At 20.0% G+C, this 24,062-nt stretch carries 16 protein-coding genes; 6 read left to right on the top strand and 10 right to left on the bottom strand.

Features of this window, described 5'->3' with window-relative positions:
• Positions 1-69 precede the first annotated feature (69 nt).
• Positions 70-1,185 carry a molecular chaperone DnaJ gene (gene dnaJ / locus GJU05_RS00720; RefSeq protein WP_208753644.1) on the top strand — a complete coding sequence of 372 codons (1,116 nt, stop codon included), beginning with the start codon at positions 70-72 and terminating at the stop codon, positions 1,183-1,185.
• Positions 1,186-1,244: 59 nt separating this feature from the next.
• On the opposite strand, the gene secA is transcribed toward dnaJ, so the two are convergent.
• Positions 1,245-3,986: a preprotein translocase subunit SecA gene (gene secA, locus GJU05_RS00715; protein WP_208753643.1), complete on the bottom strand. Its 2,742-nt coding sequence runs from the start codon at positions 3,984-3,986 to the stop codon at positions 1,245-1,247.
• Positions 3,987-4,100: 114 nt separating this feature from the next.
• Here secA and GJU05_RS00710 point away from each other — a divergent pair, with 114 nt between their 5' ends.
• Entirely contained in the window at positions 4,101-4,577 is a 477-nt protein-coding gene (locus tag GJU05_RS00710) for a hypothetical protein (RefSeq protein WP_208753642.1), read from the top strand.
• 37 nt (positions 4,578-4,614) lie between these two features.
• On the opposite strand, the gene GJU05_RS00705 is transcribed toward GJU05_RS00710, so the two are convergent.
• The 8 genes from GJU05_RS00705 to rsmH all read right to left on the bottom strand — a co-directional run bounded on the left by GJU05_RS00705 (position 4,615) and on the right by rsmH (position 14,481).
• Positions 4,615-5,538, bottom strand: coding sequence for a D-alanine--D-alanine ligase (locus GJU05_RS00705; protein ID WP_208753641.1), 924 nt, complete (start codon positions 5,536-5,538; stop codon positions 4,615-4,617).
• 49 nt (positions 5,539-5,587) lie between these two features.
• Positions 5,588-7,051, bottom strand: a complete 1,464-nt coding sequence (gene murC, locus GJU05_RS00700) for a UDP-N-acetylmuramate--L-alanine ligase (RefSeq protein ID WP_208753640.1) — start codon at positions 7,049-7,051, stop codon at positions 5,588-5,590.
• 35 nt (positions 7,052-7,086) lie between these two features.
• Positions 7,087-8,148, bottom strand: a complete 1,062-nt coding sequence (murG, locus tag GJU05_RS00695; RefSeq protein WP_208753639.1) for an undecaprenyldiphospho-muramoylpentapeptide beta-N-acetylglucosaminyltransferase — start codon at positions 8,146-8,148, stop codon at positions 7,087-7,089.
• Positions 8,149-8,214: 66 nt separating this feature from the next.
• The gene (murD, locus tag GJU05_RS00690) at positions 8,215-9,531 is read right to left on the bottom strand and encodes a UDP-N-acetylmuramoyl-L-alanine--D-glutamate ligase (protein WP_208753638.1); all 1,317 of its coding nucleotides are present in this window, start codon (positions 9,529-9,531) and stop codon (positions 8,215-8,217) included.
• Between the two features lie 10 nt (positions 9,532-9,541).
• Entirely contained in the window at positions 9,542-10,627 is a 1,086-nt protein-coding gene (gene mraY, locus GJU05_RS00685; RefSeq protein WP_208753637.1) for a phospho-N-acetylmuramoyl-pentapeptide-transferase, read from the bottom strand.
• The gene (locus GJU05_RS00680) at positions 10,618-11,991 is read right to left on the bottom strand and encodes a UDP-N-acetylmuramoyl-tripeptide--D-alanyl-D-alanine ligase (protein ID WP_208753636.1); all 1,374 of its coding nucleotides are present in this window, start codon (positions 11,989-11,991) and stop codon (positions 10,618-10,620) included. The genes mraY and GJU05_RS00680 overlap by 10 nt, the downstream gene beginning before the upstream one ends.
• Positions 11,984-13,486 carry a UDP-N-acetylmuramoyl-L-alanyl-D-glutamate--2,6-diaminopimelate ligase gene (murE, locus tag GJU05_RS00675; protein WP_208753635.1) on the bottom strand — a complete coding sequence of 501 codons (1,503 nt, stop codon included), beginning with the start codon at positions 13,484-13,486 and terminating at the stop codon, positions 11,984-11,986. Before murE ends, GJU05_RS00680 begins: the two co-directional genes overlap by 8 nt.
• Before the next feature lie 65 nt (positions 13,487-13,551).
• Positions 13,552-14,481, bottom strand: a complete 930-nt coding sequence (gene rsmH / locus GJU05_RS00670) for a 16S rRNA (cytosine(1402)-N(4))-methyltransferase RsmH (RefSeq protein WP_208753634.1) — start codon at positions 14,479-14,481, stop codon at positions 13,552-13,554.
• Positions 14,482-14,600: 119 nt separating this feature from the next.
• On the opposite strand from rsmH, the gene GJU05_RS00665 reads away from it, so the two are divergent.
• The 3 genes from GJU05_RS00665 (at position 14,601) to gyrA (ending at position 20,634) form a co-directional block, all read left to right on the top strand.
• A complete protein-coding gene (locus tag GJU05_RS00665) occupies positions 14,601-15,341 on the top strand; it encodes a Bax inhibitor-1/YccA family protein (RefSeq protein ID WP_208753633.1) in 741 nt (246 codons plus the stop codon).
• A gap of 131 nt (positions 15,342-15,472) precedes the next feature.
• Positions 15,473-17,866 (top strand): DNA mismatch repair protein MutS, encoded by a 2,394-nt coding sequence (gene mutS / locus GJU05_RS00660; protein WP_208753632.1) that lies wholly within the window; start codon positions 15,473-15,475, stop codon positions 17,864-17,866.
• A gap of 227 nt (positions 17,867-18,093) precedes the next feature.
• Entirely contained in the window at positions 18,094-20,634 is a 2,541-nt protein-coding gene (gene gyrA / locus GJU05_RS00655; protein ID WP_208753631.1) for a DNA gyrase subunit A, read from the top strand.
• A gap of 30 nt (positions 20,635-20,664) precedes the next feature.
• Here gyrA and metK read toward each other — a convergent pair whose 3' ends face one another.
• Complete coding sequence (metK, locus tag GJU05_RS00650; protein ID WP_208753630.1) at positions 20,665-21,822, bottom strand: methionine adenosyltransferase; 1,158 nt, start codon at positions 21,820-21,822, stop codon at positions 20,665-20,667.
• A 214-nt stretch (positions 21,823-22,036) separates the two neighbouring features.
• Here metK and tkt point away from each other — a divergent pair, with 214 nt between their 5' ends.
• On the top strand, positions 22,037-24,043 hold the full coding sequence (tkt, locus tag GJU05_RS00645; protein WP_208753629.1) for a transketolase: 2,007 nt from the start codon (positions 22,037-22,039) through the stop codon (positions 24,041-24,043).
• The last annotated feature ends 19 nt before the right edge of the window (positions 24,044-24,062 follow it).

The following is a 24,062-nucleotide window of genomic DNA, read 5'->3' as shown; positions in this document are numbered from 1 at the left end:
TTTATTTTTTATTAATAAAATAATTAGTATTAATAAAATTATGGGATTAGATTAGGACAATAATGTATTATGGCAAAAAAAGATTATTATGATATTTTAGGTATTACTAGGAATGCTGAAGATCGTGAAATTAAAAGAGCATATAAACGTTTAGCTATAAAATTTCACCCAGATCGTAATCCCGGAAATAAAAATGCTGAAAATAAATTTAAAGAAATAAAAGAAGCGTATGAAATCTTAAGTGATTCAAAAAAAAGAGCTACTTATGATCAATATGGGCATTCTGCTTTCGAACAAGAAAATGTAAGTAATACAACTGATTTTAGTGATATTTTTGGAGATGTTTTTGGAGATATATTTGGAGGAAATTCAAGATCTAAAAAAAGATCTAGAAAAGGTTCTGATTTAAAATATTTAATTGAAATTTCTTTAGAAGAAGCGATAAAAGGTATAAATAAAAATATAAAAATTCCTGTTTTAAAAAATTGTAATTATTGTAATGGAACAGGATCCCAAGGATCATTACAAAAATGTAATACATGTAATGGTCATGGACAGATACAAATGAGCCAGGGATTTTTTACTGTTCAACAAACATGTCCTAGATGTAATGGTCAAGGCAATTTTATTAAAAATCCTTGTTTTTATTGTAAAGGTAAAGGTAAATTAGAAGTTTATAAAAATTTATTAGTAAAAATTCCTAGTGGAATTGATAACGGAGATCGTATTAGATTAAACGGTAAAGGTGAATTAGGTGAAAATGGAGCTCAATCTGGAGATTTATATATAGAAATTAAAATTAAAAAACATGCTATTTTTATTAGAGAAGGTAATAATTTGTATTGTGAATTACCAATAAATTTTATTACAGCTACTTTAGGTGGAGATATAGAAATACCTACATTTAATGGCTATGTAAAATTAAAAATCCCAGAAGGTACTCAAACAGGTAAAATGTTTAGAATACGTAATAAGGGTATAAAATCAATTAGAAGAAATAGTAATTTTGGTGATTTATTATGTAAAATAATAGTTGAAATACCGATTAATTTAAATAATGAACAAAAAAATATTTTATATCAATTAGATAAAAGTTTTAAAAATATTTCTAACTATAAAAATACTCCTAAAATAAGTAATTTTTTAAATAATATTAAAGATTTTTTTTATAATATAAAAAACTAATAATAATAGAGAGTATAAAAAATAAATTTATTTTTTATACTCTCTATTATTAAATTTATTTAATTATTTAAACCATGACAAAATTTATATTTTTTACCTGAATAACAAGGACACTTTTCATTTCTACCTATTTTTTTTTTTAAAAAATTCATATTATTTAAATATTTATCCTTTTTATTCATATATAAAGAATCAGATGTTTTTTTTATAATCATTAAATTATTATTTTTTATATTATTATTTACAATTTTAGCATTTTCTGATAAAATATCTGACGATTCATAATAATTTGTTATTATTTCTTTTTCTAATTTACTTAAAATAATAATAACCTTTTTCTTTAAAATATTTAACATTATATTAAACATTTTAAAAGATTCCTTTTTATATTCCTGTTTAGGATCTTGTTGAGCATAACCTCTTAAATGAATACCTTGTTTTAAGTATTCTATTGCAGCAAGATGTTCTGTCCATAAATTATCTAAAATTTTTAAAATAATATTTTTTTCAAAAATTTTTATATTTTTTATTTTTAAATTATTTATTTTTTTTAAATATTCTTTTTCTGAAAAATTAATAATTTTTTTTAAAAAAAAATCTTTATTGATTTCTTTTTTATTTTTTTTTATATATATATTTATCCAATTTTCAATTGGTAATTCTAAATTAAAAACATTAATAAAATAAACTTTTATTTTTTTTAAATCCCATTTTTCTTTTATATAATTATTAGATTTAATATAATTATTTATTAATTTTGTGAATACATCAATTCTAAAATTTTTAATTATTTGTTCAGTTTTTAATGATTTTATTAATTTATCTCTTTGAGAATATATTGATAAACGTTGATCATTTATTACATCATCATATTCAAGTAATTGTTTACGTATATCAAAATTATAATTTTCTACTTTTTTTTGTGCTTTAGAAATAGCTTTAGTTATCCAAGGATGTTCAATATAATCATTATTTTTCATACCAAGTTTTTGCATTAAAAATAACATATTTTTAGGAGCAAAAATACGCATTAAATAATCTTCCATTGATAGATAAAATCTTGAAATACCTGGATCACCTTGTCTTCCAGAACGACCTCTTAATTGATTATCAATTCTTCTAGATTCATGACGTTCAGTACCAATAACATATAAACCACCTAATTTTATAATTTCTTCATGTTTTATTTGCCATTGTAATTTTAATTTTTTTAATTCATCTAAACTATATTTTTTTTTTAATATAAAAGTCCCACCTAAAACAATATCAGTACCTCTTCCTGCCATATTAGTTGCTATTGTTACTGCATATTTCATGCCTGCTTTTGATATTATTTCTGCTTCTCTAGCATGAAATTTTGCATTTAAAACATTATGTTTTATACCTATTTTTTTTAATTTCTGAGAAATTAATTCTGATTTTTTTATCGAAACAGTACCAACTAATATAGGTTGACCTTTCAAATTTTTTTCTTTAATATCGTTAATTATTGCTTTTATTTTTTCTTTTTTAGTTAAATAGATTAAATCTGGTAAATCTTTTCTAATCATTGGTTTATTAGTAGGAATAACTATTGTATCTAATTTATAAATTTCTTTAAATTCAAAAGATTCAGTAATCGCAGTACCTGTCATTCCAGATAATTTTTTATATAATCTAAAATAATTTTGAAAAGTAATAGATGCTAGAGTTTGATTTTCATTATTAATTTTTACATTTTCTTTTGCTTCTATTGCTTGATGTAATCCCTCTGACCATCTTCTTCCTTCCATTAATCTTCCAGTATGTTCATCTACTATTATAATTTTATTATTTTTTAATATATAATCTACATTTTTTTTAAAAAGTTTATGTGCTCTTAAAGCAGAAATAATATGATGTATAATAATAATATTATCACTAGAATATAAAGATTCACCCTGATTTATTATTTTTTCTTCTATAAGTAATTTTTCTAAAAAAATTAAACCTTTTTCAGTTAAATATGCTTGACGAGATTTTTCATCTATAAAAAAATGTCCTTTTCCTTGAAATGAATTAGAATCTTCTTGTGATTGATAAATTAATTTAGGTATAATATTATTTATTTTTATATATAGTTTTGAACTATTTTCGGCAGCTCCTGAAATAATTAAAGGAGTTCGAGATTCATCAATTAGTATTGAATCAACTTCATCTATAATAGCATATTGTAAATTACGTTGTACCTTATCACTATAATTAAATACCATATTATCTCTTAAAAAATCAAAGCCATATTCATTATTAGTTCCATAAGTAATATCTGCTTTATAAGCATTTCTTTTTTCTTTTAATGACATAGAAGATATGTTAATACCGACAGTTAATCCTAAAAACTCAAATAATTTTTTATTATTTATAGCATCACGTTGTGCTAAATAATCATTAACAGTAACAATATGGACCCCTTTATCATTAAGAGCATTAAGATATGCTGGTAATGTAGAAGTTAATGTTTTACCTTCTCCTGTTTTCATTTCAGCTACACAATTATTATTTAAGACAATACCTCCTATTAATTGAACGTCAAAATGACGCATACCAAATATTCTTTTACTAGCTTCTCTAACTGTAGCAAAAGCTTCTGGTAAAATATTTTCTAAAGAAAAATTATTTTTTAATTTTTCTTTAAAATATAAAGTTTTATTTTGTAATTCAAAATTAGTTAATTTTTCAAATTCTATTTCCATTTTATTAATAATATTTACGGTTTTTTGAATATTTCGTAAAATATGATCATTATTACTACCAAAAATTTTAGTAAAAATTTTTTTTAACATATTAATACTCTTGATAAAATATATTTGTATATATTAGAAATATTATTTGACGTTTATTTTAACAAAATAAAAAAAAATATATATAATTTTTTATAAAAATTAAAGGATAAAATTATGCGTAATAATAAATTATTACTGATTAATAAAATTTTTCAAAAAAATAAATATTCATCATATACAAAAATTTTATATAAAATATATACACATACAGATATTTTAATAAAAATTAAAAATTGTATAAAGAAATATTTACCTATAGAATTACATAATTTATATAATGTAAATAATTTTAAAAATCATATTCTAATAATAGAAACATATAATGCTAGTTATATGATTAGATTTTTATCAGAAAAATCTAATCTTTTATATTTTTTAAAAAAAAACATTATTCCATCTTTAAAAAAGATAGATATTAAAATTAATCCTCTCTTTTTTAAAAAAAATTTTATTAATAATCATACTAATAATAAATATATACCTAAAAAAAATGTATTAAGTAAATATAGTACTAAATTATTATTAAATATCGCAAAACAAAGTTCTAAAAAATTAAGTTATACAATTAAAAAATTTGTAAAAGTTATGTAATATTAATTTTTTAAATAAAAATTTTTTAAAAAAAAATTTATTTAGTTAAATTTAAAATTTTTATAACTAAATCATAAAAAGATAATCCTATTTCTTTTGCTGCTAATGGATATAGACTATGTGTTGTCATCCCAGGGATGGTATTTATTTCTAATAGTTGAAACTTTTTATTTACATCTAAAATTACATCAATTCTTCCCCATGTTTGACAGTTTAATACTTTCCATGCTTGTAAAACAATATTTTCTAATTCTTTTATTTTATTCTTACTTAATCCACTAGGACAAAAATATTTAGTTGTATTTAAATAATATTTAGCTTGATAATTATAAAAAGAATTAGGATATTCTATTTTTATAGGAGGTAAAATTTTTTTATTTAAAATCCCTATTGTATATTCTTCTCCTTTTATATATTTTTCGATTAAAATATCATCATTATATATAAATGATTTTTCTAGTGAATTAAATAAATCATCTATATGATCAATTTTAGCATTACCTAAACTAGAACCATTACAATTGGGTTTAATAAAAACAGGTAAATTTAATTTTAAAATTTTTTTTTCTATTTTTAAATAATTTGATTTTATAAAATCTTTTTTATTTAATAAATAATGAGGATAAATAACTGGTAATCCATATTCATTCCAGATAGTCTTTGTAAGATATTTATTCATAGTAATTGCTGAAGTTAATAAATTACTTCCAGTATAAGGAATATTAAGATAATCTAATATCCCTTGAATAGTTCCATCCTCTCCTCCTTTACCATGTAAAGATATAAAAATTTTTTTAAATCCATATTTTTTTAAATATAATAATGGAAAATTTATTGGATCTATCCCAATAGCATTAATTCCTGATTTTATTAAAGCATTTAAAATTGCTTTACCAGATTTTAAAGAAATTTCTCTTTCTGGAGAATTACCTCCAAATAAAACAGCTATTTTTTTTGACATAATTTTTAATTTAAACTTATTATAATTACTGATTATTAATTTAATTTTTTTAATTTTTAATACTATTACTTATTAATAATGATGAGATATGATTTATATCACCTGCTCCTTGAAAAATTAACACTTCATTTCCTTTTAATTTTAAATATATATTATTTACAATATCATAATAATTTTTTAAATTAATAAATTTAGGATTAATTATACCTAATTCTTTTATCTTTTTAGTTAAAAATTTACTATTAGCTTCTTTAATAATATTTTCTCCTGCAGAATAAGTATTTAAAATAAATAGTTTATCAACTTTAGATAATATTTTTATAAATTCATTTAGTAAATTTTTAGTTCTAGAATAACGATGAGGTTGGAAAATCATTACTAATTTTCTATTAGGCCATATTTTTCGTGATGTATTAATAGTTATATTTATTTCAGTAGGATGATGACCATAGTCATCAATAATAATTATATTTTTTTTATATTTTATTTTTTGGTAAGGTAATATATATCCTAAAACATCAAATCTTCTTTCGATACCTTCAAATTTTTTTAAAAATTTTATAACCATCATTGAGTCGAGACCCATATAAGATGATACTGCAAATGCAGCAGTTGCATTTAAAGCATTATGATATCCAGGAATATTTAAATTTATTTCTAATGATATATTTTTTTTTTTTTCTAATAAAAAGAATTTACTTTTATATCCATTTTGTTGATAATTATATAATTGTAAATCAGCTTCTTTATGAAAACCATATGTAATAATATTTTGTTTTAAAATATTTTTATTTTGTTTTATTAAATTAAAATTATGAATATTATCTATACAAATAATAATACATCCATAAAATGGGATTTTTTTTATAAATTTTAAAAATGTTTTCTTTAAAATTTCAATATTATTTTGATAATAATCTAAATGTTCATTTTCAATATTTGTAATAATATTTATTATTGGATTTAAATATAAAAATGATTTATCACTTTCATCTGCTTCTGCAATAAAATATTTACTTGAACCTAAATAAGCATTTTCTTTAGAAAATTTTAAAAAACCACCATTAATAAATGTAGGATCTAACATAAATAGTTTAAATATTTTATATATTATTGCAGTAGTTGTAGTTTTACCATGAGTTCCTGTAATAGTTATTCCATAAAAAAATCTCATTAATTCTGCTAACATTTGTCCTCTACTAATAATAATAATATTTAATTTTTTAGCTGCAATTAATTCTGGATTATTATTTTTAATAGCAGTAGATACAATAATAAGATCTATATTATTTGTAATATTTTTGGCATCATGTTTTAAATTTATTTTTATATTTAATAAACTTAATTTTTTTATAATAAAATTAGAATATATATCTGATCCACTAACTTTATAACCTTGTTTAGCTAAAATTGTTGCAATACCTCCCATTCCAGAACCACCAATACCAATTAAATATATATGATTAATATTTTTCATTTTTGGTATTTTATTTAAATTTTTTTTATTAAGCATATTTATAAATTTTATTTTATTTAAAATTGAATTAATTAATTAATTTTTATTTTTTTTAATTCTTGATAAATTAATTCTGTAGAATTTAATTTTATCAAATTATATGATCTTTTAGCCATATATGCTATTTTTTTTTTATTTAAAGTTAATATATTATTAGCAATTTTATTTATATTTAAATTATGTTGTTCATATATTTTAGCAGCTCCTATTCTTTTTAAGTTTATTGCATTAAAATATTGTTGTTTATCTTTATGTTGAAAAGGTATAAAAATAGCAGGTAATCCTATTGTAATAATTTCAGTTACAGTCATAGCTCCTGATCTACATAATATAATATCAGCCCATTTATATGCTTTATCAATATTTTCTATATACTCTTTTATAATTAGATTATTAATCTTATTTTTTTTATATTCATAATATATTTTTTTAAGATTACCTTTTCCAACTTGATGTAAAATAGATATTTTATTTTTTAAAATTTTTGCTAATTTTATACCTATTTTATTTATTATAGTTGCTCCTTGACTTCCTCCTGTAATTAATAAATGAATAGGTTTATGAATTTTTATACAAGATCTCTTATATAAAGATAATTTAATTATCTTATTACTTATAGGATTTCCTACTAAGATTGCATTATGTAATGTATTTGGATATGCTTGCATTTTTATTGTTGCTATTTTAGATAGAATTTTATTTGTTATTCCAGAAACACTATTTTGTTCATGTATTATTAATGGGATATTACATAACCATGCAGCTAAACCACTAGGACCTGAAATGTAACTTCCCATTGTTAAAATTAAATGTGGTTGATATTTTTTATAAATTAGAATTGATTTATAAGTTGATATAATTAATTTAATTATGGTAATAATTATAGAAAAAATATTTTTATTTTTAAACCTGTAAAATTCTATTAAATAAATACGTATATTTTTTTTAGGAATAATTTTAGCTTCCATTCTAGATAATGTTCCTAACCAACGTACGTCCCAACCTTTTTTTATTAATTTATATGCTATATTTAAAGCTGGGTTAATATGTCCTCCTGTTCCACCTGCTACGATAATAATTTTTCTTTTTTTCATATCTAAAATATTTTTAATATAAATTAAAATATATAAAATTATATATTATTTTTTTATAAAAATATATTATTTAGAATTATGAAATTTTTTAACTAATCTTATAAATTCTTTACCACGATGTTTAAAATTTTTAAATTGATCAATACTAGAACAAGCTGGTGATAATAATACAACATCTCCAAATTGTACTAATTTAATTATTTTTTTTACTCCTTGATATATTGTTTTTACTATTTTTGCTTTAGGATAAAATGACAATATTTTTTTACCTGATATTCCAAAACAATAAACATTAATATTATTTTTTTTTTGTAAATATTTTTTTAATAAATATAATTCACAATTTTTATCATATCCTCCTAATAATAACCAAATCCTTTTTTTTTTATATAAATATTTTAAAGCTGCTTTAGTACTACTAATATTTGTAGATTTTGAATCATTAATCCAAGTAACACCATTTTCTATATGTATTATTTGTAATATATGATCCATATTTAAATAATTACTTATTTCTTGTAAAGAAATTTTTTTAGAAATTTTTAATACATCTGTTACTGCTAGTACTGCTAAAGCATTTAAATAATTATGAATACCAATTAATTTTGTTTTATTAAAATTTAAAATTTTTTTATTATTAATTTGTAAATAAATATTGTTTTTTGCATAATATAATGTATATTTACCAGAAAACTCTCCAAAAGTAATATATTTTTTTTTTTGATCAAAATATTTAGGATAACACAATATATTGTCTGCATTATATATGCAAATAGAAGCATATTTATAAATACGTAATTTAAAATCACGATATTGTTCCATACCTAATGGGTATCTATCCATATGATCTTGAGAGATATTTAAAATAATTGCAATGTAAATATTTAATTTTTTTATTGTTTCTAGTTGAAAACTAGATATTTCTAAAATATAGAAATCTCTTGTAAAAGATAATAAATCTAGAACAGGATAACCTATATTACCCCCAACACTAATATTAAAATTATTTTTTTTCATAATTTTACCGATCATGTTGGTTACAGTACTTTTACCATTTGTACCTGTAATAGCTATTACGGGGGTTGTATTATAACGAGCAAATAATTCTATATCTCCTATTATTTCAATACCTTTTTTTTTTGCTTCTAATAAAAGATTATTAAAAATTGATATACCAGGACTTAAAATTATTAATTGCGAATTTAATATCCATTCTTTTTTTAAATAACCTAAATGACATGGAATATAAGATGGTATTTTTTTTATAAATTTTGGATGATTACATGTATCCATAACAGAAGGTATAATATTTTTTTTTAAAAGAAAATTTAAACATGATATACCTGTTAATCCTAATCCTATAATAAGTATTTTTTTATTCATTTTAAATTTTTTATATTATTATAATTAAAGAAAATAACACTAATATTAATGAAATAATCCAAAATCTAATAATAATACAAGGTTCTGTAATTCCTTTTAATTCATAATGATGATGTAAAGGAGCCATTAAAAAAAAACGCTTTTTATCATATTTAAATTTAATTACTTGAATTATTACAGAAATTGATTCTAGTATGAATACACCACACATTATAAGGAATAAAAATTCTTGTCTTATTAATATTGCTATTATAGATATAATACAACCTAATGATAAAGATCCTACATCTCCCATAAAAATTTTAGCAGGATAAGTATTGTACCATAAAAATCCTAATCCTGATCCAATAATAGCTAAACAGATAATTATTAATTCTTTTGCATTTTTTATATAAATAAAATTAAAATATTCAGAAAAATATATATCTCCTGAAAAATAACATAATATAGATAATCCTAAAGAAATAAAAATTACAGGCATTATTACTAAACCATCTAATCCATCAGTTAAATTTACAGAATTACTTATTCCTATAATTATTAAATAAGAAATAATTAAATATAAAGTAAAGTTTAAATTATATTTAATAATTTTATTTGTAAAAGGTATAATAAATTGTATATATAATTTTTCTGTATTATTTATATAAATAAATGATATTGTTATAATTGTACAAATAGATTGAAAAAAAAATTTTTTAGAAGGAGATAGTCCTTTAGAATTATTTAAAATAATTTTATAAAAATCATCTATAAATCCGATTATTGAATATAATATCATTATAATTAATGAGTAAAAAATATATTTATTTGATAAATCTGAACAAGAAATAACAGCTATTAAAATAGCTAATAATAATATTATCCCCCCCATAGTAGGGGTATTATTTTTAGAATAATGTGTAACAGGACCGTTTTTTCTAATAATTTGAGAAATTTTTTTTTTATTAAAATAATTAATAAAAAATGGACTTAAAAAAAAAGTAATTATAAAAGATGTTAAAAATGCTATTATAAGACGAATTTTAAAGTTTAAAAAAAATAAATCTACATTTTTTAAAAAATATTGTAAATATTTAAATAATATTAATAACATTTTAATTTCTCCAATAAAATATTAATTAATATTTCCATTTTATTATTACGTGATCCCTTAAATAAAATTGTATAATTTTTTAGTTTTTTTATTATTAAAAATAATTGATTTACTAATTTTTTTTTACTTAAAAAATGTTTTGCATTTATATTACCTTCGGTAAGATATTTACTATATTTTCCAAAACTAAAAATATAATCTATATTAGTTTGTACAATTAAATTTTTAATTTTTTTATGATAAAATAATGTATATATTCCTAGTTCTAACATATCACCAATAACTAAAATTTTAGTACCTGTAAAATTTTTAAGAATATTAATTGCTATATTTACCGAATGAGGATTTGCATTATATGTATCATTTATAATTAATTTATTATTATCAATAATAATTGGATACATTCTTCCTTGAATAGGTCTAAAATATTTTAGACCATAAGCAATTTCATTTAATGAACATCCTACAGAAAAAGATAATGCAGCAGATGCTAATGCATTACTAATATTATGTATTCCCCCTCCTATTAAAAATAATTTAATTAATATCTCTCCAATAGGAGATATTAAAGTAAATGTAATTTTATTAGATAAAATTTTTATATTTTTTGTAAAAAAATTAGTTTTTTTATTATATAAAGAAAAAGTTAAAATATTACATTTATTAATTAAGTTTTTTAAAATTTTTTTTTGATTATTATCATCATAATTAAAAATAGCAGTTCCTTTATTTGTTAAATAATTAAAAATATTACTTTTACATTGAATAATATTATTTAAGGATTTAAATCCTTGTAAATGTGATTCTGATATATTATTAATTAGTGCAATATTAGGTTTTACTAAACTAGAAGTATAAGCAATATCATTTATTTGATTTCCTCCTATTTCAATTACTGCACATTGATATTTATTTTTAATATTTAATAATGTTAAAGGAACACCAATATGGTTATTCATATTTTTTTTAGTAAATATAATTTTATATTTTTTTTTTAATATAGATATTGTCATTTCTTTTACTGAAGTTTTACCTGATGAACCTGTTATTCCTATTACAGAATTATTAAATTGTGTTCTTTTCCATAAACCTAATTTTCCTAATGCTAAAATGGTATCAAATACAATTATTTGAGAAATATTAACATTAAAAAATTTATTTACTAAAATAGCTAATGCTCCATTTTGGATTGCCTCTTTAATAAAAGAATGCCCATCAAATTTTCTTCCATTAATAGCAATAAAGATACAATTTTTTTTAATTTTTTTACTATTTATAGAAAAATTTAATATTTTAATATTATTTCCAATTAATACCCCATTAACTATTTTTGATAGTTTTTTTAAACTAATTAACTTATTCATATTTATTTCTTAATATATTTTGAATAGTATTAAAATCTGAATAGTTTAAAATTTTATTACCAATAATTTGATAATTTTCATGACCTTTACCTGCTATTAAAACTGTATCTTCTTTAGAAGAATTATATACTGCATAAGAAATAGCTTTGATTCTATCAAGAATAATATATATATTACTTGATATACTACATCCTTTTTTTATATCTTGAATTATATTATTTATATTTTCTGTTCTAGGATTATCAGTAGTTAAAATTACATTTTCAGCATATTTAGTTGCTATATATCCCATTATTTTTCTTTTTCCTAAATCTCTTTCACCTCCACATCCAAAAACACACCATATTTTTCCATAAGTAATTAATCTTATAGTTAATAATATATTTTTTAATGCATCAGGACTATGAGCATAATCAATTATGATATTAGAATATTTTTTTTTAAAATAAATTTTTTGCATACGTCCTGGAACTGGTTTTATTTTAGATACTGTTTGTAATAATTTTTTTAAAGGATAATTTAAGCTTAATAATGCAGCCATACTTAAAATAATATTTAAAACATTAAATTTACCTATTAAATTTATTTTCATTTTGCCATTACCCCAACTAGAATTAAATAAAATAATTGTTTTATTAGGTAAATAAATCACATTTTTTATATAAATAAATATATTAGATTTATATATTTTTTTTTTAGTAGTAACGTATATTACTTCAGATAATTTTCTAAACCATTTTAATCCAATATTATCATCAATATTTATAATTTTTTTTTTTACTTTATGAGTAGAAAAAAAACTCCATTTAGATAATTCATAATTATTCATATTATGATGATAATCTAAATGATCTCTAGTTAAATTTGTAAAAATTCCAATAGTAAAAAATACATTATATACTCTAAATTGTGTTAATCCATGGGAAGAAACTTCCATTATTATAATATTTGCTTTTTTTTTTATAAATTTTTTTATTGTAGATTGTATTTTTATTGCTGAATCTGTCGTATTATTAGTTTGAATTAATTTATTACTAAATCCATTACCAATGGTACTTAAAATAGCAGGATTTCCTCCTAATAATTTAATCCATTGCATTAAAAAATGAGTTATACTTGTTTTTCCATTAGTACCTGTAATTCCTATAACTGGTATTTTTTTACTTGGATTATCATATAATAGGCCTGCAAAATATGAAATATGTTTATTTAAATTAGGTAAATATATAATAGGTATATTTTTTTTAAAAATAATACTAAAAGATGATATTTTATCATCTGGATATGTTAATACGGCAACAGCACCATTTAATATCGCATCTTTAATAAAATTTTTACCATTATTTTTACATCCTTTTATTGCTATAAAAAGACAGTTTTTACCTTTAATTTTTCTACTATCTAAAACCATTTTATTTATTAAAATATTTTTAATTAAATTATTTTTTACATAACCATTTAATAATTTTTGTAAACTAAATAAAGAAGAAATCAATGATTTAAATCCTTAATTTAAAATATTTTAGGAAACAAAATAATAAATTAAAATTATTATTTTTTTTAAATTTTTTCTGCAATACGTAGTATTGCACTTCTTGATCTGGGATTATTAAAAATTTCTTTTTTACTCGGGAAAATTCTATCAATAATTTTTAAATTTATCGTATTATTTTTATAATAAAAATTATTTATTTCCTTTTCAGTTATAGGTAGTTTATGATGAATATTTTTTTTATATGAAGTACTATATTTTTTCATAAAATGCTTAATTATTCTATCTTCTATTGAATGAAAACTAATAATTGATAAAATACCACCTTTTTTTAATAATTTTAATGAAATTTTTAAAGATTTTTTTAACTCTTTTATTTCTTTATTTAAAAAAATTCTTATTGCTTGAAAAGATCTTTTAGCTGGATGTTTAAATTTATTATTTTTACTAATAGAACATATTAAAGTAGATAAATCTTGTGTATTATTTAATTTTTTTTGTAAAATATATTTTTTTATATTATATGCTATTTTTTTATGGTATCTTTCTTCACCATATTTTTTTAATATTTCGGATAATTTTTTTTCATTTATATTTTTTAATAAAGTATAAGCTGTTTTTTTTTTTTTTTGATTTATACGCATATCTAATGGGCCATTAGACATATAAGAAAAACCTCTTTGGGGATTATTTAATTGAAATGAAGAAATTCCTAAGTCGAATAATATTCCATCTATTTTACCTATTTTATTATTTAAAACATATTTTAATTTTGAAAAATTTTTATTAATATAAATAATTCTATTATCTATAATTTTATATTTTAAAATTGTTTTTATATCACAATCTACTGCATAAATTCGTCCATAATTTCCTAATTTAGATAAAATTAATTTTGTATGTCCTCCGCATCCATAAGTAGCATCTATATATATTCCATTAGTTTTAATATTTAAACTCTGAATAGATTCTTTTAATAAAACTGGTATGTGTTTCATTATATAATTAAATTAATTTCTATGTAATTTATATAAAATATTATATAATATAAACATAATTTATATATATTTTTTAATATATTTTTAAAAAAATTTATTAAATTTTAAAGGGTATGATTATGATAGAATATCAAAATTTAAAAAGTACTACTTTAAAACAAGAAAAATATCATATACAGACATACTTTAGAAGAGTATATGGATGGATGTCTTGTGGTTTATTATTAACAGCATTTGTTTCTTGGTATGTTTCTAACACAATACAAGTAATAAATTATTTATTAAATAATAGATTTTTTTTATTAGGTTTATGTTTTTTACAATTTGCATTAGTCTTTATTATGTCTAATTTATTAAACAGATTATCAGGTAAAACATTAACTACATTATTTATGTTTTATTCTTCTTTAACAGGATTAACAACAGCGGGGGTATTTTCTGCATATAATCAAAATACAATTTTTACAGCTTTTATAACTACATCATTAACATTTTTATCTATGTGTTTATGGGGATATTTTACTAAAAAAGATTTAAGTTATCTAGGTAATATTATTCTAATGGGGATCCTTGGTATAATTATATCATCATTTATAAATTTTTGGTTACAAAATAATTTTGTATCGTCTATAATAAATTATGTTAGTGTAATTTTTTTTACATTACTTATTGCATATGATACACAAAAATTAAAAAATATTGCAAAACAAATTAGTTTAAATATAAATGACAAAGATAATTTAAGAAGATACGCTATTTTAGGTGCTCTTATGTTATATTTAGATTTTATTAATCTATTTTTTATAATATTAAATTTAATTAGTAATAATGAAAATAATGATAATAATGATGATAAATAGATATTAATTAATATTCTAAAAAATAATTAGAATTATTAATTATTTTTATTATTTTATTAATTTTAAACAAAAACATTATTTAAATAAAATATCTAAATTTTAAAATAATTAATATTAAAAAGTAATTAAATATGTCTACACCTATGATGGAGCAATATTTTAAATTTAAAAAACAATATCCTAATATTTTACTTTTTTATAGATTAGGAGATTTTTATGAAATGTTTTTTGAAGATGCAAAAAAAGCATCAAAAATATTAAATATTGTATTAACTAAAAGAGGAAAATTAAATGGAAAACCTATTCCTATGGCAGGAATACCAGTTAATAGTATAGAAAATTATTTATCAAAATTAATTAAATTAGGAGAATCTGTAGCTATTTGTGAACAAATAGAAAAAAAAAAAAATACATTATCTAAAAATAAAATTTTAAATAGAAAAATAGTTAGAATTATTACACCTGGAACAGTTAGTGATGATATTTTATTAAATAATAAAATTGATAATTTATTAGGATCAATATATCAAGATATAAAATTAGGATTTGGTTATGCAACACTAAATATTAGTTCTGGCGATTTTAGAATCATGGAAAATAAAGATATTAATATAATTGCAGGAGAATTACAAAGAACAAATCCAAAAGAATTATTATATTCTGAAAATTTTCAAGATATAAGTTTATTAGAAAAAAGAAATTGTATTAGACGTAGACCATTATGGGAGTTTGATATAGATACAGCAATTCAACAATTAAATATGCAATTTAGAACTAAGAACTTAAAAAGTTTTGGTATTGATAAATCATTTTTAGCTATTAGAGCGGCAGGATGTTTAATCCAATATGTTAAAGATACACAAAAAGTATATTTACCACATATTAATAATATTTTTTTAGAAAATCATAATAATGAAATTATTATGGATGAAAATACACGTAAAAATTTAGAAATTATTAATAGTATTTCAGGAGATAAGGATAATACTTTAATTAAAGTATTAGATTATACTACAACTAGTATGGGAAGTCGTTTATTACAAAGATGGCTAAATAATCCAATACGTGATATAAAAATTATTTTAAATAGACAAAAAAATATTTTTGTTTTACAAAAATATTTTTTAGATTTTCAAAAAATATTATTAAAAATTAGTGATATTGAAAGAATTATTGCTAGATTAGCTTTAAAAACTGCAAAACCAAATGATTTAGTGTCTTTAAGACAAACATTAAATTATTTACCTAAAATTTATAAAATTCTTCAAAAAATTAATAATTGTGAAATAAAATCAAAAATTTTAAATTTAGGACTTTTTTCTCAATTAAAAAAATTATTAGAAAAATCTATAAAAAAAAAACCTGCTTTATCTTTAAAAGAAGGAAATGTTATAGCTACTGGATATAATCAAGAATTAGACAAATTGAGAGAATTATCAAATGATTCAAATAAATATTTATTTTTTATAGAAAATCAAGAACGTAATTTATTAAAAATAGAAAAATTAAAAATAGGATATAATACAATTCATGGATATTATATTCAAATTAATAAAAGTTATAAAGGTAATTTACCTAATAAATATATTCAAATTCAAACTTTAAAAAATTTTAAAAGATATTCTATTCCAGAATTACAAAAATATCAAAAAAATATTTTTTTATCTAAAGAAAAACTCTTAAATTTAGAAAAATATTTATATAATAAATTATTTTCTTATATTAATCCTTTTTTAGTAAATTTACAAAAAATATCATTATATTTATCTGAATTAGATGTATTATGTAATTTATCTGAAAGATCTCTAACTTTAAATTACACATGTCCTATAATTAGCAAAAAAATAGGAATATCATTAATTAATTCTAGACATCCCATTGTTGAAAATATTATAAAATCATCTTTTATAGCTAATAATGTTATATTAACTGATAAACAAAATATGTTATTAATAACAGGTCCTAATATGGGTGGTAAAAGTACTTATATGAGACAAATAGCTTTAATTATATTAATGACTTATATAGGTAGTTATGTTCCTGCAGATAAAGCTATTATAGGTCCTATAGATAGAATTTTTACTAGAATAGGTTCTGCAGATAATATTTCTTTTGGATTATCTACTTTTATGGTAGAAATGATAGAAACTGCAAATATTTTAAGAAATGCAACAAAAAAAAGCTTAGTATTAATGGATGAAATAGGAAGAGGTACATCTACTCATGATGGTTTAGCTATAGCATGGGCTTGTGCGGAAAATATCGCTAAAAAAATTAAATCACTTACTTTATTTGCAACTAATTATATCGAATTAGCAAATTTAAAAATTAAAAATAAATGTATAAAAAACATGTTTTTTGATGCAATAGAAATTAATAATTCTATTGTATTTTTATATAAGATTAAAAATGGATCAATTAATAAAAATTATGGCTTATTTGTAGCATCTTTAGCAGGTATTCCTAAAGAAGTTATTAAACAAGCAAAGAAAAAAATTAAACAACTAGAAAATTATAATATTTAAATTATATTTTTTAAAAAAGTTTTATTTAAAATAAAATATATAAATTTATTATTTTAATAAAATTATTCTTATTACATAAGTTAAATATAAAATTATAAAAATTAATGTTATAAATTAGCGCTTATTTTTATAATTCTATAAACTTAATTATTTTGAACTATATATTTAGAAATATAATCACAAATTTATAACTTATAAAGTTATAAGTTAAAAGGATATTTATTTACATGAATTTTTTTGCTAAAGAAATAAAATTAATTAATATTGAAGAAGAATTAAAAAATTCTTATTTAGATTATGCAATGTCAGTTATAATAGGAAGAGCATTACCAGATGTAAGAGACGGATTAAAACCAGTACATAGACGTATATTATATGCTATGTATATATTAGGAAATACATGGAATAAATCTTATAAAAAATCAGCAAGAATAGTCGGAGATGTAATAGGAAAATATCATCCCCATGGGGATAATGCAGTCTATGATACAATTGTAAGATTAGCACAAAATTTTTCATTAAGATATCCATTAATAAAAGGACAAGGTAATTTTGGTTCTATTGATGGAGATTCTGCTGCAGCTATGCGTTATACTGAAATAAAAATGTCTAAAATTTCTCAAGAAATTATTAACGATTTAGAAAAAAATACAGTAAATTTTTTATCTAATTATGATAATACAGAAAAAATACCTGAAATAATGCCTACAAAAATACCTAATTTATTAATAAATGGATCATCTGGTATAGCAGTAGGTATGACAACTAATATTCCTCCTCATAATATTACTGAGGTAATTAATGCTTGTTTAGCTTATATTAAAAATAATACTATTACTATTAAAGAATTAATGAATTATATTCCAGGTCCTGATTTTCCTACCGCAGGTATTATTTATGGTATTAATGAAATTGAAAATGCATATAATACGGGAAAAGGAAAAATTTTTCTTAGAGGACGTATTAAAATTATTAAAAATAAAGAACAAAAATATAAAAAAATCATAATTTATGAACTTCCTTATCAAATAAATAAATCTAAATTAATAGAAAAAATAGCTTTTTTAATAAAAGAAAAGAAAATTCAGGGTATTAAAACTTTAAGAGATGAATCTGATAAAGATGGGGTCAGAATTTTAATTAGAATTAAAAAAGATATATCTATTAATGTAATTTTAAATAATTTATATAAATTAACTCCTTTACAAACTACTTTTAGTATAAAAATGGTTTCTTTATATAAAGGTAAGCCTACATTAATGTCTTTAAAAAATATTATTAAAGCTTTTATTTCTCATAGACGTGAAATAGTAATAAGAAGAACAAATTATGAAATAAATAAAGCTCGTAGTAAAGCACATATATTAGAAGGATTAATAGTAGCTTTATTAAATATAAAAGAAATTATTAAAATTATTCGCTTTTCTAAAGTATCAGAAACTATAAAAGATAAAATCTATTTACAATCTTGGAAAATTCCAAATATATTTCAAATATTTAATTTACAAGAAAAAAAAACATTAAATATTTATTTAACTAATTCTAATTTAATAAAATTTAATGATAATTATCATTTTAGTTATACACAAATTAAAGCTATTTTAGAACTAAAATTAAATAAATTAACAAATTTAGAACATAAAAAATTATGTATAGAATATGAAAATTTAATATATAAAATATCAAATTTAATGAAAATAATTGAAGATTATGAATACTTAATGAAAGTAATATATAATGAATTAGTCTTAGTAAAAAAAGAATTTGGAGATAAGAGAAAAACGGAAATTATTTTAAATAAAAACAATCATTCTATAATTCAAAAAAAAGATTTAATTAATCATGAAAAAGTTATTATTACTTTATCTTATCAAGGATATATTAAGTATCAAAAAATTACTGAATATAATTTACAACATAGAGGTGGTAAAGGTAAAATAGCTGTAAAATTAAAAGATAATGATTTTATATATAAAATATTAATAGCATATACTCATGATCAAATTTTATGTTTTTCTAATAAAGGATATTTATATTGGTTAAAAGTATATGATATACCTGAAGCTAATAGATATGCAAAAGGAAAACCTATTATAAATTTTATTCCCTTAAAAAATAATGAAATTATTAATACTTTTATTGTAATAAATAATTATACAAATTATTCTAATTTAGTTATGGTAACTTCACAAGGTAAAATTAAAAAAACAAATTTAAATAAATTTAATAAACCTAGATCTAATGGAATTATTGCAATAAAGTTAAAAAAAAAAGATAATTTAATAGGAGTATCTATTATTAATAAAAATGATAAAATTATGTTATTTTCTTCATTAGGTAAGGTAGTTAAATTTAATGAATCTGAAATTAAATCCATGGGAAGGAATACAATAGGTGTAAAAGGTATTAGTTTTTTGAATAAAAAAAAAGATTATGTAGTTTCATTAATAGTATTAAATCATAAATTTAAAAAAAATATTTTTACTATAACAGAAAATGGATATGGAAAATGCACTAATAATAAAAAGTTTCCTACAAAATCTAGAGCTACAAAAGGAATTATATCTATGAAAATTAATCAAAGAAATGGTAAATTAGCAGGATCTTTAAAAGTAATAGATAGTGATCAAGTAATTATAATTACGAATATGGGAACTTTAATACGTATAAATATATCTGAAATTTGTGTTGTTGGACGTAACACAAAAGGCGTAATTATTATTAAAACAAAATTTAATGAAAAAGTTATTGGATTACAAAAAATTTAAAAAACTTATAATTTTTTCTATTTTAAATTTTTAATTAATTTTAAAAAAATCTTTAAATTTTGATATTTTATCTGTTTTTTCCCATGAAAAAATATTTCTACCAAAATGACCATAAGATGCAGTTTTTTTATATATTGGTTTTAATAAATCTAACATTGTTATCAAATTAAAAGGTCTTAAATCAAAAGTTGTTTTAATAAATGAAGTTATTTTTTTATCAGATACTTTTCCAGTACCAAATGTATTTACCATTATTGAAATTGGTTTAGCAATACCAATAATATATGCAATTTGTATTTCACATCGTGACGCTAAAGATGATGCTACTATATTTTTAGCTATATACCGAGCTGCATAAGCAGCTGATCTATCTACTTTAGATGGATCTTTTCCGGAAAAAGCTCCTCCTCCATGTCTAGCCATACCGCCATAAGTATCTACAATAATTTTTCTTCCAGTTAAACCACAATCACTAATAGGTCCCCCAGTAATAAAACGACCAGAAGGATTAATAAAAAATTTTGTTTTTTTATTTATCCATATTTTAGGTAAAACAGGTTTAATAATTTCTTCCATAATTGCTTCTTTTAATTTTTTAAATGATATTTCTTTAGAAATTTGTGTTGATAAAACTACAGAATCTATATTAATAATTTGATCATTTTTATATTTAAAAGTAATTTGACTCTTTGCATCTGGTTCTAACCATGATAAAATTTTTTTTTTTCTTATTAACGATTGTTGATACATTAACTTATGTGCATATATAATAGGTGCCGGCATGAAAACATCTGTTTCATTTGTTGCATAACCAAATACAAATCCTTGATCTCCTGCTTTTTGATTAGCTTTATCTAAATTAGATGTTATACCTTTATCAATATCATTTGATTGTTTACTTATAATATTTAATATTGTACATGTATTAGCATCAAATCCTTTATCAGGATTAGTATATCCTATTTCTTTTATAGTTTTTCTTGTTATTTTTTCTATATTTATTTTAGCTTTTGTTGTTATTTCTCCTCCAATTAATACTATATTATTTTTAATATATGTTTCACATGCTACACGAGAATTAATATCCTGTTCAATTATTTTATCTAAAATAGCATCAGAAATTTGATCTGCTATTTTATCAGGATGTCCTTCTGATACAGATTCTGAAGTAAATAAATATTCTGTCATTAATATTACCTTTTATTTTTAATAAATAAATTACTTATATTATTATATATTTAAATAAAATAAAATAAATATAAAATTAAAATTTTAATAAATTTTATTTTTTAAAATTTTAAAATTATAAAAATAGATTTTAAAACATTTTACGTATATATTTCTTTATATAAATAATTTTTTTAAAAAATATTTTATTTAAGTTTTAGGAGTAATTTATATTATGCCTTCTAGAAGAGATCTTGCTAATGCTATTAGATTTTTAAGTATAGATGCTATAGAAAATTCTAAATCAGGACATCCTGGAGCACCAATGGGTATGGCTGATATAGCAGAAGTACTTTGGCGCAATTATTTAAATCATAATCCTAATAATCCAACATGGATTAACCGTGATAGATTTATATTATCTAATGGTCATTGTGTTATGTTAATTTATAGTTTATTACATTTAAGTGGATATAATTTAACAATTTCTGATTTAAAAAATTTTAGAAAACTATATTCTAAAACTCCTGGGCATCCTGAATTTAGATGTACTCCTAATATTGAAACTAGTACTGGACCATTAGGTCAAGGATTAGCTAATGGGGTTGGTATGGCTATAGCTGAAAAAACATTAGCTTCACAATTTAATAGATTAAATTATAATATAATAGATCACTATACTTATATATTTTTAGGTGATGGTTGTTTAATGGAAGGTATTTCTCATGAAGTATGTTCTTTAGCAGGAACATTAAAATTAAAAAAATTAATAGTTTTTTATGATAATAATGGTATTTCTATAGATGGAAATATTACAGGATGGTTTAATGATGATACTAAAAAAAGATTTAAATCTTATGGATGGAATGTTATATCAAATATAGATGGACATAATTTTAAAGAAATAGAAGAAGCCATTAATAAAGCTAGATCTCTAACAGAAGAAAAACCTTCTTTATTAATTTGTAATACAATTATTGCTTTTGGATCACCTAATAAATCAGGAAAAAATATTGCTCATGGGGCACCTTTAGGTAAAGAAGAAGTTATTCTTACAAGAAAAAATTTAAATTGGAATTATAAACCTTTCGAAATTCCTTTATATATTTATAAAAAATGGGATGCAAAAAAAATAGGCAATATAAAAGAATCTAAATGGGAAAATATGTTTAAAAAATATTGTAATAAATTCCCTCTTTTAGCTAAAGAGCTTAAAAGAAGGATCAATAATCTTCTTCCCAAACATTGGAATAGTAAAGTAAATAAATTTATTTATGAATTAAATAATATTAATACTAATTTTTCAACAAGAGAATCATCTCAATATATTTTACAAGAATATTCCAAATTATTACCAGAATTAATAGGCGGTTCTGCAGATTTATCTAGTAGTAATTTAACTATTTTAAAAAATTCTAAACCAATTAATAAATTTAAAGATGGAAATTATATTTATTATGGAGTAAGAGAATTTGGTATGATGGCAATTTCAAATGGAATTTCTTTATATAAAGGATTTATACCTTATACAGCTACTTTTTTAGTTTTTTCAGATTATTGTCGTAATGCAATAAGAATGTCTGCTTTAATGAAAATTAGAAATATAATGATTTATACTCATGATTCTATTGGTTTAGGTGAAGATGGTCCAACACATCAACCGATAGAACAATTATCTAGTTTAAGACTGATCCCTAATATAAGTATTTGGCGTCCATGTGATAAAATTGAAACAGCTATATCATGGAAAATTAGTATTGAAAATATACATAAACCAACTGTCTTAATTTTATCAAGACAAAATTTACCTACACAAAAAAGAAGTAAAAAACAAATATCATTAATATCATATGGAGCATATATTTTAAAAGATTGTTTAGATAAAAATCCTCAAATTATACTAATAGCTACTGGTTCAGAAGTAATTTTAGCAACAGAAGTATATAAAAAATTATCTTTTTTGAAATATAAAATTAGAGTAATATCTATGCCATCTACTGATACTTTTGATAGACAAACAAAAGAATATCAAGATTATGTATTACCTAAACATATTAAAAATAGAATAGCTATTGAAGCTGGATCTACAGATTTTTGGTATAAATATGTAGGGTTGGATGGTCTTGTAATTGGTATTAATGAATTTGGATATTCTGGATCTGCAGAAAAATTATTTCAAAAATTTGGTTTTACAGTTGAAAATATTATTTTAAAAATAAAAAAAACTTTTAAAATTATATAATTATTTATTTTTTAAATTT

The sequence above is a fragment of the Enterobacteriaceae endosymbiont of Donacia fulgens genome (assembly GCF_012567545.1).
Classification (GTDB): Bacteria; Pseudomonadota; Gammaproteobacteria; order Enterobacterales; family Enterobacteriaceae.
The sequence above is the reverse complement of the archived record's forward strand: the minus strand, read 5'-3'. Positions and strand labels throughout refer to the sequence as shown.